This window comes from Leifsonia sp. 10N434 (assembly GCF_056394405.1).
This window is the reverse complement of record NZ_JBFTHV010000004.1, coordinates 346,413-359,178: the sequence shown is the minus strand read 5'-3', so window position 1 is coordinate 359,178 and position 12,766 is coordinate 346,413. Positions and strand designations below refer to the sequence as shown.

14 protein-coding genes, 1 tRNA gene and 1 pseudogene are annotated in these 12,766 nt (G+C 68.8%); 9 read left to right on the top strand and 7 right to left on the bottom strand.

Features of this window, described 5'->3' with window-relative positions; translation table 11 throughout:
• Nucleotides 1-21 precede the first annotated feature (21 nt).
• Entirely contained in the window at nt 22-924 is a 903-nt protein-coding gene (locus AC1DB1_RS13030; protein ID WP_477201073.1) for an aminoglycoside phosphotransferase family protein, read from the top strand.
• Nucleotides 925-1,069: 145 nt separating this feature from the next.
• Here the strand turns inward: AC1DB1_RS13030 and AC1DB1_RS13025 are convergent, their stop codons facing one another.
• The 3 genes from AC1DB1_RS13025 to AC1DB1_RS13015 all read right to left on the bottom strand — a co-directional run bounded on the left by AC1DB1_RS13025 (nt 1,070) and on the right by AC1DB1_RS13015 (nt 4,987).
• Nucleotides 1,070-2,710, bottom strand: a complete 1,641-nt coding sequence (locus AC1DB1_RS13025; protein WP_271175464.1) for a DNA repair helicase XPB — start codon at nt 2,708-2,710, stop codon at nt 1,070-1,072.
• A gap of 75 nt (nt 2,711-2,785) precedes the next feature.
• Nucleotides 2,786-4,663, bottom strand: coding sequence for a helicase-associated domain-containing protein (locus tag AC1DB1_RS13020; RefSeq protein WP_477201072.1), 1,878 nt, complete (start codon nt 4,661-4,663; stop codon nt 2,786-2,788).
• Nucleotides 4,664-4,687: 24 nt separating this feature from the next.
• On the bottom strand, nt 4,688-4,987 hold the full coding sequence (locus tag AC1DB1_RS13015) for a hypothetical protein (RefSeq protein ID WP_271175462.1): 300 nt from the start codon (nt 4,985-4,987) through the stop codon (nt 4,688-4,690).
• 56 nt (nt 4,988-5,043) lie between these two features.
• On the opposite strand from AC1DB1_RS13015, the gene AC1DB1_RS13010 reads away from it, so the two are divergent.
• Together AC1DB1_RS13010 and AC1DB1_RS13005 are read left to right on the top strand one after the other, a co-directional pair.
• Nucleotides 5,044-5,424: a cold-shock protein gene (locus AC1DB1_RS13010; protein WP_271175461.1), complete on the top strand. Its 381-nt coding sequence runs from the start codon at nt 5,044-5,046 to the stop codon at nt 5,422-5,424.
• Nucleotides 5,408-5,890 (top strand): annotated as a pseudogene (locus AC1DB1_RS13005) (DUF3027 domain-containing protein); the annotation flags it as partial. The gene AC1DB1_RS13010 and the pseudogene AC1DB1_RS13005, both read left to right, overlap by 17 nt.
• A gap of 291 nt (nt 5,891-6,181) precedes the next feature.
• Here AC1DB1_RS13005 and AC1DB1_RS13000 read toward each other — a convergent pair.
• Complete coding sequence (locus AC1DB1_RS13000) at nt 6,182-6,415, bottom strand: DUF2530 domain-containing protein (protein WP_271175460.1); 234 nt, start codon at nt 6,413-6,415, stop codon at nt 6,182-6,184.
• A gap of 11 nt (nt 6,416-6,426) precedes the next feature.
• Nucleotides 6,427-7,542 carry a phosphoserine transaminase gene (gene serC / locus AC1DB1_RS12995; RefSeq protein ID WP_477201071.1) on the bottom strand — a complete coding sequence of 372 codons (1,116 nt, stop codon included), beginning with the start codon at nt 7,540-7,542 and terminating at the stop codon, nt 6,427-6,429.
• Between the two features lie 132 nt (nt 7,543-7,674).
• On the opposite strand from serC, the gene AC1DB1_RS12990 reads away from it, so the two are divergent.
• The 4 genes from AC1DB1_RS12990 (at nt 7,675) to AC1DB1_RS12975 (ending at nt 10,554) form a co-directional block, all read left to right on the top strand.
• Nucleotides 7,675-8,367 (top strand): iron-dependent transcriptional repressor DtxR, encoded by a 693-nt coding sequence (locus AC1DB1_RS12990; protein WP_271175458.1) that lies wholly within the window; start codon nt 7,675-7,677, stop codon nt 8,365-8,367.
• Between the two features lie 220 nt (nt 8,368-8,587).
• The gene (locus AC1DB1_RS12985; RefSeq protein ID WP_477201070.1) at nt 8,588-9,532 is read left to right on the top strand and encodes a C40 family peptidase; all 945 of its coding nucleotides are present in this window, start codon (nt 8,588-8,590) and stop codon (nt 9,530-9,532) included.
• Between the two features lie 332 nt (nt 9,533-9,864).
• Entirely contained in the window at nt 9,865-10,362 is a 498-nt protein-coding gene (locus tag AC1DB1_RS12980) for an HNH endonuclease (RefSeq protein ID WP_477201069.1), read from the top strand.
• Nucleotides 10,363-10,482: 120 nt separating this feature from the next.
• Nucleotides 10,483-10,554, top strand: a tRNA-Arg gene (locus tag AC1DB1_RS12975).
• A 178-nt stretch (nt 10,555-10,732) separates the two neighbouring features.
• On the opposite strand, the gene AC1DB1_RS12970 is transcribed toward AC1DB1_RS12975, so the two are convergent.
• Nucleotides 10,733-11,305, bottom strand: a complete 573-nt coding sequence (locus AC1DB1_RS12970) for a TetR/AcrR family transcriptional regulator (RefSeq protein ID WP_477201068.1) — start codon at nt 11,303-11,305, stop codon at nt 10,733-10,735.
• A gap of 78 nt (nt 11,306-11,383) precedes the next feature.
• On the opposite strand from AC1DB1_RS12970, the gene AC1DB1_RS12965 reads away from it, so the two are divergent.
• The gene (locus AC1DB1_RS12965; protein ID WP_477201067.1) at nt 11,384-11,680 is read left to right on the top strand and encodes a hypothetical protein; all 297 of its coding nucleotides are present in this window, start codon (nt 11,384-11,386) and stop codon (nt 11,678-11,680) included.
• Nucleotides 11,681-11,786: 106 nt separating this feature from the next.
• On the opposite strand, the gene AC1DB1_RS12960 is transcribed toward AC1DB1_RS12965, so the two are convergent.
• Nucleotides 11,787-12,464: a response regulator transcription factor gene (locus AC1DB1_RS12960; RefSeq protein WP_477201066.1), complete on the bottom strand. Its 678-nt coding sequence runs from the start codon at nt 12,462-12,464 to the stop codon at nt 11,787-11,789.
• 92 nt (nt 12,465-12,556) lie between these two features.
• Between AC1DB1_RS12960 and AC1DB1_RS12955 the strand changes: the two genes are divergently transcribed.
• Nucleotides 12,557-12,721, top strand: a complete 165-nt coding sequence (locus AC1DB1_RS12955) for a hypothetical protein (protein ID WP_271175434.1) — start codon at nt 12,557-12,559, stop codon at nt 12,719-12,721.
• The last annotated feature ends 45 nt before the right edge of the window (nt 12,722-12,766 follow it).

Genomic DNA, 12,766 nt, shown 5'->3' with positions numbered 1-12,766 from the left:
TGAGTCGGGGATGAGCGCGGAATGAGCGCGGGGAAGGCGTTCGACCGCGACTCCATCGACCTCGCGCTGGCCCGACGCCTCGTCGATGCGCAGTTCCCGGCGTGGCGCGACCTGCCCATCCGCCCCGTCACACTCAGCGGGTGGGACAACCGCACGTTCCGGCTCGGCGACGAGCTGAGCATCCGGATGCCCACGGGGCCCTGGTACGCGCAGCAGGTGGCGAAGGAGCAGACCTGGCTGCCGCGGCTCGCGCCGGTGCTGCCGCTGCCGATCCCGACGCCGGTGGCGGTCGGGGAGCCCGGTGACGGGTATCCGTTCCCGTGGTCGGTGTACCGCTGGATCGCGGGCGAGCCCGCCGCGTCGGCCGGACTCGGGGATGCGGTCGCCTTCGGCGAGGCGGTCGGCGGGTTCCTCGTCGCGTTGCGCGCCGCGGATGCCCGGGGCGGGCCTGCGCCAGGCGAGCACAACTTCTTCCGCGGTGACCCGCCGGCTGTGTACGCGGAGGAGACGGAGCGAGCGATCGCGGCCCTTGGTGCGGAGGGCTGGTCAGGGGCGGCGCGGGGCGCGGATGCGGACTGGGCGCGTGGCGTGTGGGCCGAGGCGCTCGACTCGCTCTGGGGCGGACACCCGGTGTGGCTGCACGGGGACATCGCGGTCGGCAACCTGCTGATGCGGGATGGACGGTTGAGCGCGGTGATCGATTTCGGCACCTCCGGTGTCGGCGATCCTGCCTGCGACCTGGTGCTGGCGTGGACGTCGCTCGAGGGCGCCGGTCGTTCGGCGTTCCGTCGGGCTGTCGGACTCGACGACGCGACCTGGGCGCGGGCGAAGGGATGGGCGCTCTGGAAGGCGCTCATCGTGCTCGCGGAGGACCGCGCGTCGGCCGAGGCGCGCACGACGCTCGCCCGGCTGCGCGCGGCCTAGGCTGCTGCGGCCTCGTCTGCGCGCGCGAGCGGCGGTGATTCTCCTCCCGAGAGTCCTCCTCCCGCGAGTCGTCCTCCCGCCAGTCGTGCGGTTGCGCGCCGCGGGCTGGGCCCGTCGTGCGTTAACGCACCACCGGGCACCCGCGTCAGGCGGCCAGCGCGTGGGCGTCGAGGATCGTGTAGCTGTAGCCCTGCTCCGCCAGGAAGCGCTGCCGGTTCTGCGCGAAGTCCTGGTCGACCGTGTCACGCGAGACCAGCGTGTAGAAGTTCGCCGAGAGGCCCGACTCCTTCGGGCGCAGCAGGCGGCCGAGGCGCTGGGCCTCTTCCTGACGCGACCCGAACGATCCGGAGACCTGGATCGCCACCGTCGCCTCCGGGAGGTCCACCGAGAAGTTCGCCACCTTGCTGACCACCAGCACCGTGGTGCGGCCCTCGCGGAACTCCTGGTACAGCCGCTCGCGCTCGTCGACCGGCGTCGCTCCGGTGAGTTTTGGTGCGTCGAGCGCCTCCGCCAGCTCGTCGATCTGGTCGAGGTACTGTCCGATGACCAGGATGCGCTCCCCGGCATGCCGCGCGACCAGCTGCCGCACGACATCCAGCTTCGCCGGCGCGGTCGCCGCGAGTCGGTAGCGCTCGTCGTCGGCGGCCGCCGCGTAGGAGAGCCGCTCGGACTGCGGCAGGTCGATGCGCACCTCGTAGCAGGCGGCGGGGGAGATGAAGCCCTGCGCCTCGATCTCCTTCCACGGGGCGTCGAACCGCTTGGGACCGATGAGACTGAACACGTCGCCCTCGCGGCCGTCCTCGCGCACGAGCGTGGCGGTGAGGCCCAGCCGACGCCGGGCCTGCAGCTCGGCGGTCAGCTTGAACACGGGGGCGGGCAGCAGGTGCACCTCGTCGTAGACCACGAGTCCCCAGTCCATCGCGTCGAGCAGCGCGAGGTGGGCGTACTCGCCCTTCCGCTTGGCGGTGAGGATCTGGTACGTGGCGATCGTGACGGGCTTGACCTCTTTGACCTGGCCCGAGTACTCGCCGATCTCCTCGGCGGTGAGCGTGGTGCGCTTCAGCAGCTCGTCGCGCCACTGCCGCGCCGAGACCGTGTTCGTCACGAGAATGAGCGTCGTCGTCTTCGCGGTCGCCATCGCTCCGGCGCCGACCAGGGTCTTGCCCGCACCACAGGGGAGCACGACGACACCGCTGCCGCCGTCGAAGAAGTTGTCGACCGCCTTGTGCTGGTAGTCGCGCAGGGCCCAGCCGTCTTCGACCAGGTCGATCGGATGCGGCGTCCCCGGGGTGTAGCCGGCGAGATCCTCGGCCGGCCAGCCGAGCTTCACGAGCTCCTGCTTGAGCTGCCCCCGCGCCCAGGCCTCGACGACGAACGTCGTGTCGTCGCGGCGTTCCAGCAGCAGCGGAGAGATGCGCTTGGCGCCGGCGACCTCGGTGAGCACCGCGAGGTCCTCCGAGCGCAGCAGCAGCACGCCCTCGTCGTCGCGCTCGATCACCAGGCGGCCGTAGCGGGCGACGGTCTCGGACATGTCGACCGAGACGGTCTGCGGGATCGGAAACTTCGAGTAGCGCTCGAGGGTCGCGAGCATGTCCTCGGCGGAGTGTCCGGCGGCGCGCGCGTTCCAGAGGCCGAGCCGGGTGATCCGGTAGGTGTGGATGTGCTCGGGAGCGCGCTCGAGCTCGGCGAAGACGGCGAGATCGTGGCGGGCGTCCTCGGCCGCCGGATGCGCGACCTCCAGGAGCACGGTGCGGTCGCTTTGGACGATCAGGGGGCCATCGGACATAACGGATGAGTCTACGCCCGCAACGCGTCCTCCCTGCTCAGGCGCCGGGCGCTGGCTCCGGGCTCGGCGCCAGGCTCAGGCGCCAGGCTCGGCCGGCCGGATCCCCCGCACGCTCGACAAGGGGAGGGTGCGCTCGATGTCGGCCGCGCGATCCCGTCCGCGCAGCCGGCCGCCGCCGACACCGGTCGGCTCGAGCACGTAGTCGAGCTGCCGGCCGTCGGGCAGCGCCACCTCGACGATCACGGTCTGCTTCGCGCGGATGGCCAGGTCGAGCTGCCGCGCGAGCCACTGCTCGTGGGTGCTCCCCTCCTCGTCGACCTCCGCCGCGCGCAGGCGGGCGATGAGGTCGGCGTACGGGACGTCATCCGAGTGCGGGCGCGGGTGGGCGAGGCGGTGCCGCCGGATGCCGACGATGTTGCCGCGCGCGTCTTCGGCGGCGACGGGGTAGCGCGCATCGCTGAGGGCCCAGAAGACGACGTCGCGGGCGAACCTGCTCTGCAGCACGTCCGGCGCGGTTCTCACGAGACCGAGGGAACTGAGCGCCTGGTCGACCTCGATGGTGCGCAGGATGCCGGCGTCCTCGCTCACGACGGCCGACCGGGCGCGCGAGCCCGGCTCGTCGACATCCCGCACCCGGATGCGGCCGTATCGCTCCGTCGCGTCGGTGATCAGGTAGTCGAGGGGCTGCGGAACACCGGTGAGCGAGACCTCCGCCAGGAACGACCGGATGCTCTCCGCCGTCTCGCCCGCGGTGATCGCCCGGTTGACGCTCGCCGCCGAGAACCGGAACGTCGACGCCAGTGCCCGGCTCTCCACGTCGGCCATGCCGCGCAGGCGCGCGTCGATGGCCGGCTCGAGCGGTCCGGGGGAGACGACGGTGAGGTCATGCTGCAGGTAGACCTTGTGGACCTCGGCCGGGAAGAGGTCGCGCAGCGCGGCCGCAGCCGCCTCCGGCCCGTGCTCGACCAGCGTGGTGCCGGCCGTGCTCGGCGCCTGGTGCGCGGTGATCCCCAGCCATTCCGCGTCGCGCATATACGCGGTGACGCGCTCCTGCGCGTTCTGACGACCGGCCGGGTAGAGCCAGGCCACATAGTCGCGCAGACTCTCGCCCCACGCGGCGCGGGAGCGGTCGGCCAGGATGCCGCGCAGGTCGTCGGGGAGGGCATCCTGCCAGGCGGTCGCCAGGGCGCGCCAGCGGTCGAGGCTGGGGGCGTGCTGCCAGGTGGAGGCGGCGTCGGTCGGCAGCCAGACGCCGTCGTCGATCGCGATCAGGCCGGCACGAGCGGCGACGGAGAGCACGGTCGGCACGGTGGAGACGTCGGTGGCGAGCGCTCCGGCGATCCGCTTGCTCGCGGGAAGGGCGAGGCCGCCCTTCTGCAGCTCGCGCGCTCCCTCGCGGGCGAGCTCGGCGATCAGCTCGGAGACCGAGGCCCCCGCCTCGAAGGCGCGTTCGGCGGCCAGCCGGTCGGTGAAGCGCCGTTCGGTGTCGGGGACCGGCGCGAGGGCGGGCGGCGGGGGAGTGTCGACGAGCGCGGCCGGCGACGGAAGGCCGATGCCCGGCCAGGCCGCGAGCTGCTCGGAGACGGCGTCGTAGACGGCGAACCGGTCGTCGCCCTCCGGATGCGCCAGCAGGGCGTCGGAGACGGCGCTGAGGGCCGCCCGAGCGGATGCGGTGCTCAGCCCCGGCGTCGCGGCGGCGGTGGAGAGTCGGGTGGCGACCGCATCCGGAGCCAGGGGCTGCTGGCTCTCGCCGAGCGCCACGAGCGTCGCGAGCAGGGTGCGGTCGAGCCCGGAGAGCACGCGCTGCACCGAGTCGCGGTCGAGGAGCGCGTCGGCGAGGTCGAAGAAGTCGGTGACGCCCTGACGGCGGAAGGTGCGGGAGGCGAGCGCGACGGAGAGCGCGTCGTCGGGCATCCCGCGCAGACGCGCTGCCAGCGCGAGCGTGTTGGTCATCGCCGCGACGCCTGGCAGCCGGTGCTAGCGCTTGCCTTTGCCGGTTGCCGCCTCTTTCGCGGCCTTCGCCTCCTGGCTGCGCTTCCTCGCCGAGACGATGAGGAGCACGATGATCAGCACGAAGGCGATCGGCAGCGCGAGATAGGGGAGAAGGAACACGGTCGGCCACAGTCCCTCACCCGAACCCTGGGCGGCGAAACCGCCGAGAGCGGTGCCGATGAGGATGGCGGCGATGCACGCGAGCGACACCGCGACGAGCGCGGCAACGATGTACGAGAGGATGCGCTGGAGGCGGCTTGCCGCGGGCGGGGTCTGTTGGGTCACGAAATCAAGGATAATTGAGGTTGGTCATTCGATCGCCCATGTGAAATGAGGTCCCCATGCCAACCGGCAAGGTCAAGTTCTACGACGACGAGAAGGGTTTCGGCTTCATCAGCTCCGATGACGGCCAGGAAGTCTTCCTGCACGCCTCGGCTCTGCCTGCCGGCACGGTTGTGAAAGCGGGCACCCGCCTGGAGTTCGGCATCGCCGACGGCAAGCGCGGTGCGCAGGCGCTGTCGGTGCGCGTGCTCGACGCACCGCCCAGCCTGGTGAAGCTCAGCCGCAAGTCGGCCGACGACATGGCGGTCATCGTCGAGGACCTCGTGAAGCTCCTCGACGGCATCGGCGCCAACCTGAAGCGCGGCAAGTACCCCGACAAGGCTCACGGCGCCAAGATCGCCGCTGTGCTGCGGCGGGTCGCGGATGATCTGGATGCCTGACACCGAGCTGCCGTTCGAGTCGGCGGAGTCCGGCGAGACCGAGTCTGCGCCTGCTGAGGGCGTGGAGACTGCCTCTGCGGCTGATGAGGCTGCCGAGGCCGTTGAGCCTGCCGCTCCGCTCGTCGCGGACGAGGTGCTGCTCGACGCCGTCGACCGCGCCCGCGCCGCTCTGCTCGAGACCACGCCCGCTTCGACCATCGGCGCGCCGCTCGGCCACCAGGTCGAGGGCGAGCACGTGCTCTCCTTGCTGTTCGCGTGCACGATGCCCGGCTATCCGGGCTGGAACTGGACGGTCACGATCTCGCGCATCGACGACGAGTCGGAGCCGAGCGTGCTCGAGGTCGAGCTGATGCCCGGCGACGGCGCGCTGCTCGCGCCCGACTGGGTGCCGTGGTCCGAGCGCCTCGCCGACTACCAGGCGTCGCAGGAGGCCCTGCACGCTGCCGAAATGGAGAACGACGACGAGACGGATGACGAGGAGTCGGACGACGAGTCGTTCGACGACGAGTCCGACGACCTCGACGACGACAGTGAAGACGACGACGACCTCGACGACGACAGCGATGTGCACGACCTGCACCTCGACGACGACAGCGATGTGCACGACCTGCACCTCGACGACATCGATGGGATCGACATCGACAGCGCGGATGCCTCGTACGACGAGGAGACGGATGTCGACGCCGACCTCGACCTCCCCGCGGAGGAGGCGGCCGCGCTCGACGACTCGGAGTCGCTCGACTCGGAGTCGCTCGACTCAGCGCCGCTTGACGGTGAGGTAGCCGAGGCCGACGAGCCCGAGAACGAGTCCGATGACGACCGTCCAGAACCACCAGCCGTCTCCGGCAGCGGAGAGCTGGCGGCCGAAGACGAGGACGACGACGAGGGCGACAAGCCACAGTCCTAGCCCGACGAGCACGGCCCGCCGGTCATCCGTCTCGACGGGCACCGGGTCGGGCCGTCGCTCGCTGTCGCGAAGCCAGAGGCGCATGATGGCTCCGGTCAGCCCAGCTGCCCGACCACGTACTCGATCGACGCGATCAGGGCGCGCACGTCATCCGGCTCGATGGCCGTGAACGTCGCGACGCGCAGCTGGTTGCGGCCGAGCTTGCGGTACGGCTCCGTGTCGACGATGCCGTTGGCGCGGAGCGTCTTGGCGATGGCCGCCGCGTCGATCGCGTCGTCGAAGTCGATCGTGACGACGACCTGCGAGCGGTGCTCCGGGTTCGTCACGAACGGGGTGGCGTAGTCCACGCTGTCGGCCCAGGTGTAAAGCGCGTTCGACGACTCCGCCGTGCGGCTCGACGCCCAGGCGAGGCCGCCGTTGCCGTTGATCCACTGCACCTGGTTCTCGAGCATGAGCAGCGTCGCGATCGCCGGGGTGTTGAGCGTCTGGTTCAGGCGCGAGTTGTCGACCGCGTTCTTGATGCTGAGGAACTCGGGGATGTAGCGGCCGCTCGCGGCGATGCGCTCGACGCGCTCGATGGCCGCGGGGGAGAAGAGGGCGAACCACAGTCCGCCGTCGGAGGCGAAGTTCTTCTGGGGCGCGAAGTAGTAGACGTCGGCCTGGGACGCGTCGATGTCGATGCCTCCGGCCGCGCTGGTGGCGTCGACCACGGTGAGCGCTCCGGCGTCGCCGTTCACGCGGCGCACGGGCGCCATCACGCCGGTCGACGTCTCGTTGTGCGGCCAGGCGTACACGTCGACGCCGTCGACGACCTCGATCTCGCTGCGCGAACCGCCGGGGGCCTCGATCACGTGCGGTGCGTCGAGCCACGGCGCCTTCGCCGCTGCGGCGAACTTGCCGCCGAACTCGCCGAACACCAGGTTCTCGCTGCGCTTCTCGATCAGACCGAATGCTGCGGCATCCCAGAACGCGGTGGAGCCGCCGTTGCCGAGCACGACCTCGTAGCCGTCGGGCAGGCGGAACAGCTCGCCCAGGCCCTCGCGTACGCGCCCGACCAGGTTCTTCACCGGAGCCTGGCGGTGGGAGGTGCCGAGGATCTCCGCGCCGGCGCCGGCCAGATACGCGACCTGTTCCTGTCGGACCTTGGAGGGTCCGCATCCGAATCGACCGTCGGCGGGCAGCAGTTCAGTGGGAATCGTCACATCCGGCATAACCAGAGTCTATTGGCTGTTGACAATCACCGAGGGCCCGTGAGCGCTGCGCACCGCGGGCCTGCGCCGTGCTGTCATCGCCAGCAAGTAGGCTCTATCAGACGCATTGCGCACAAGCACGTGGAGGGGTTCATGACCGATCTGATCGACACGACCGAGATGTACCTTCGCACCATTCTGGAGCTGGAGGAGGACAACATCGTCCCCCTGCGTGCGCGCATCTCCGAGCGTCTGGGTCACTCCGGCCCCACGGTGTCGCAGACCGTCGGCCGTATGGAGCGCGACGGTCTCGTCGTCGTCTCCGGCGACCGCCACCTCGAGCTCACCGACGACGGCCGCCGCAAGGCCGTGAACGTCATGCGCAAGCACCGTCTCGCCGAGCGCCTGCTGAGCGACGTGATCGAGCTCGAGTGGGAGTACGTGCACGAAGAGGCCTGCCGCTGGGAGCACGTGATGAGCGAGCAGGTCGAGCGCAAGCTGCTGACCATGCTGGGCCACCCGACGGAGTCGCCGTACGGCAACCCGATCCCCGGGCTCCAGGAGCTGGGCGAGGCCGCCTCCACCCCCAGTACAGAGGGTCTCGTGAACCTCGTCGAGCTGGTGGATGGCCGCGATTCGGTGGCGACTGCCAGGATCCGTCGGCTGGGCGAGCCGGCCCAGGTCGACCCCGAGCTGCTCCTCCAGCTCAAGCAGGCGGGCGTTTTTCCCGGCTCGACCGGCACTTTCGCTTCCGCCGGCTCGTACGTGATCGTGCAGATCGACGGCTTCGAGAACGGGCTCGAACTGCCCAACGAACTCGCAGCGCACATCTTCGCCGACGCGTAGATTCCGTTACCGAGTTGTTAAAAAAGCCTCAAAAGGATGTGACAAACGGGGGTACCTCCCGTAGTCTCTAACGAGTCCGAAGGGCCAGAAGCCGGCCACTGGACCCGGGTCAAGACGCTCCACCCCCCAACATCCCGTCTCTTGATCCGCGAAGCCGAAGCTATAAGCATCCAGGACGGGGCAGCTACCTAGTGCTGTGGGAGCGCAGGAGGTTTACACCTTGGCCCTATTAGGTACGCCCGGTTCTGAAGAGAGCCCTTCGAACAACCCGAAACCCACCGGACCCACCGATATCGTCTCCCGCCGCTCGCTTCGTGCTGAGCGCGAGAAGCAGGGTGCGACCGGCGCCGTTGCGACGACCCCCGCCGCTCAGAAGAGCGCGGTCGCCGCTGCCGCTGCCCGTCAGGCGACCGGTGCAGTCGCAACCCGCCCGGTGCCCACCAAGAAGAAGGTCAAGGGCGGCGTCATCAACGTCGCCGTCATGACCCTGGCCGCCGGCCTCATCGCGACCATGGCCATCCCCGCCTACGCGTTCAATCCCACTGGTGCCGATGACGCGCAGTTCAAGACCTCGGCCATCGACGGGATGAAGAAGGCGCAGCCGCAGAGCGTCGCCGTTCCGCAGACGGTCGCCGCAGCAGCCGTCTCCCGTGACGCCCGCAGCGCCACCTCGCAGTCGCAGCTCGACGCCCAGAAGGCGGCGGAAGAGGCGGCCAAGGCCGCCGAGGTCGCCCGCCAGCAGGCCGCCGTCTCGCTCGCCAACTACGCGACCAGCTACTCCGGCCCGTCCGTCTCCGACTTCCTCGCCAACCCGCCGTACCCGAGCTTCAGCCTCCCGCAGGTGTTCTCGGTGGCGCAGCAGTACATCGGCACCCCGTACGTCTTCGGCGGCTCCACGCCCGCCGGCTTCGACTGCTCGGGCTACGTGATGTTCGTCTACGCCCAGTTCGGCATCAACCTGCCGCACTCGGTCTCCGGTCAGGCGGCCATGGGCAAGCGCATCTCGATCGCCGACGCGCAGCCCGGCGACCTGGTCATCATGCCCGGCCACGACGGCTTCTACGCCGGCAACGGCAACATCATGGATGCCCCCGACACCGGCCGCAGCATCTCGATCCGCCCGATCTGGACCAGCGACTACTACATCGTGCGATTGGGCATCTGAGTCAACAGCGAGTGAACTCTGCGCAACACAGCAATGGAACGGCGTGCCACGAATATGTGGTACGCCGTTTCTGCGTTACTCTGATGCCCTGACACCGTGAGAGATCCGGGAGTGCCGATGGTACAGCTGCTCAGCGCCGCCTCCAGGCTCGAGCGCGGCCATTTCGCCCTCCGTCAGCACGACTTCCTGGCCTGCCGCCACCATTGCGTGGCCTGCCGCCGCCATGCCGCCGCTTCGCTGGGCGCTGTCCTCACGGACAGTGCCCTTTTTCTTTGGCCCCGTCCGCGGGTGTCCAGCGCACCGTCCCTCCCCGGATTGCTGGAAGGTCTGAGATGAGAACACTGGTCCTCAACGCCGGCTATGAGCCACTCGCCGTGGTGTCCTTCAAACGGGCCCTGGTGCTCGTGATGAATCAGAAGGCCACCGTCGTGGCCATCGACCAGGACCACCCGGTGTGGGGCATCTGCGAGAGCTACGAGAGACCGTCGGTGATCCTCCTGACCCGCTACGTGCGGATCCCGCGCGGCCGTGCCGTTCCCGTGTCGCGCCGGGGCGTGCTGCGACGGGATGCTCACCGCTGCGCCTACTGCGGCAAAACCGCCACCACCATCGACCACGTGCAGCCCCGCTCGCGCGGCGGCGCGGACAGCTGGGAGAACCTCGTCGCCTGCTGCCTGCGCTGCAACAACGTCAAGAGCGACCGCACGCCCGGCGAGATGGGCTGGTCGCTGCGGGTGACTCCGCGGGTGCCGCACGACGCGTCGTGGGTCGTGCGCGGCGTCGAGGGTGCTGCCCCCGAGTGGCACGACTTCCTGGAGCCGGCGGCGTAGCGCCCGTGGTGCGCAAACGCACCACCGGCTGCACCGATCGTGCCTTTGCGCACGAATCACGCTGTTCGCGCGGTGGTCGTGCGGGCGTCAAGCACGTCATTCGCTAAGCTCGACGGGTCAGCCTCTGTAGCTCAATGGAAGAGCTGCTCCGTCCTAAGGAGAAGGTTGGGGGTTCGAGTCCCTCCAGGGGCACGCATGATTGCGGGGCGACAATGCGGCGACCGGCGACCACCTGATGCGCCATGAAGGCTCAACTGACACCTCCAGCGGCCGCCAAGGCCGCACCATTCGCAGGACGAATCCACGCAGTAATGGCGCTTGCCCTGGTGGACGTCATCGGCGACGACCAGCAGGCCGGCTATCGGAAACGTCACCGAGTGACCATGTCCTTCGCCGTTGCCACAACGTGCCTGCGGTACCGACTCTTGGCCTCCTCGAGAGACACGTCGCCGAACACCATCCGGACCAGCTGCGGCGCCGCCACGTACCAGTAGCACATCGCGATGATGGAGAAGTAGATCGCCTCGGCGTCGCCATCCCCGCAAAGGGCGTCTCGCACCGCGGCGACCCGCGATCGGAAGTAGTCGGACCGCTCAGCGAGGGCCGGGACATCCTTGGTGCCGTAGTGCAGCCCCTCCTGCTCGAACAGCCAGGCCACGACCGGTTCTGCCGTGAGGAAGTCGAACAAGTCGCCGGCATACGCGGCGAGGTCGTCCGATTGGATCGCCACCCTGTCGGCCAGCTGACCGAGCTTGGTCTGCAGAGCTGCCTGGAACAGGTCGTCCTTGTTGCCGATGTAGGAGTAGATCGACGCCTTGTTGACCTCGGCCCGCTCGGCGATCCGATCGATGCGCGCGCCCCCGACGCCGTGGCGCGCGAACTCCTCGGCGCTCGCTTCCAGAAGCAGGCGGACGCTCTCGTCCCGGTCGTACCGTCTAGCCATCGATTCGGCCTCCCACTTCCATCTTTCTCTGACATGAACTACCATACAACTAAACGTTTATTTATATTGGAGGTACTCATGAACGTCGAACTCACCGCACGCACCATCAGCGAGACCCGGCTCGACGCCGCCCAGGTAGCAGAACTCAGCAGCCGTCCCCGGGCGGCCGGCCCGCAGGTGGTGCTCCAGGCCGAGGGCCTGGGCTCGCCTCGTCAGTGGACGGCCCAGCTGCCCACCGCTGCAGACCGCATCGTCGTCGAGTACGGCTCGACCGCCGGACGCTTCGAGCGCTCATGGGCACTGTCGGCACAGACCGGCAGCACCCGCTACTACACGCTGGAGCACGACACCGACGGCGGATACATCAGCCGCTGACCGCAGCGACCACGTCTGCCGGACGAAAAGGGGCGCAGCATCAGCTGCGCCCCTTTCGCTGTGCCGGCCCCTCGTTAGTGCGCCCGAGGACGAGCCGACGCATTCGTCAGTGGGCCTCCACCCAGCGCTCGATCCGTCGATGGTCCGGGGTGAAGCCGTGGTCCACTCCCCAGAGAACCGCTTGGGTGCGGCTGTCGGCTCCGATTTTGCGATAAATGCTCCGGATGTGCGACTTGACCGTGTTGGGGCTGAGATAGGTGAGCTCGGCAACCGCCGCATTGCTTTTGCCTTGCGTGATCAGTGCGAGGATTTCGGACTCGCGATCGGTGATCCCTTCCTGCCTGCCAGGCCAATCGAGTCCGTGAACGCTGCGAGCGCGTGCGGGTGACTCGCTCACCACCATGTCCCCCGAATGCACCGCCTCGAGGGCGGCGACCAGCTCCGCGGCCGTGAGGGTCTTCGAGAGGTAGCCGTGGACGCCTTGAGTGCGGGCGCTCTCGATGAGTTCGGGATGGAAGTTCCACGTGTACACCACGACATGGCGTGCGCGTGGGTTCTTCACGAGTTCGCCGATCTGCGAATGACCGGACTCGGGTTGAGCGAAGGCGTCGTACAGGACGACGTCGATCGACTCGGCCAACGGGGCGTTCGCGTCGATTTCTACGACCTCGAGTCTGTCGCCGTAGCCGTCGAACATGCGCGCCAAGCCGAGGAGCACGACGTCATAGTCGTCCACGAGCGCGATCGTGAACGGCTTCGTCGTTGCTGCGAGGGCTGCCGACATGGCGGTCACATTACACCCCTAGGGGTGAGGCGACCGACCCTGCCGAGTGGTTGCGTAGAGGTGTCAGTTCATCAACCAGAAAGGATCGTCTGATGAATATTCTTCTGATCGTCATTGCCGTGATCGCCATCATCCTGTTGTTCACCGGAGGCTTCGTCTCCTCGCTGAACTTCCTGCTCTGGGTCGGGATCGTCCTGCTCGTCATTGCTGCGATCGTGTTCCTGGTCCGGATGCTCACGGGAAGCCGACGCGTCTAAGACGCTCTTCGTAACGCGGCGAAGGCGGAGCGGTCGGCCTCGATC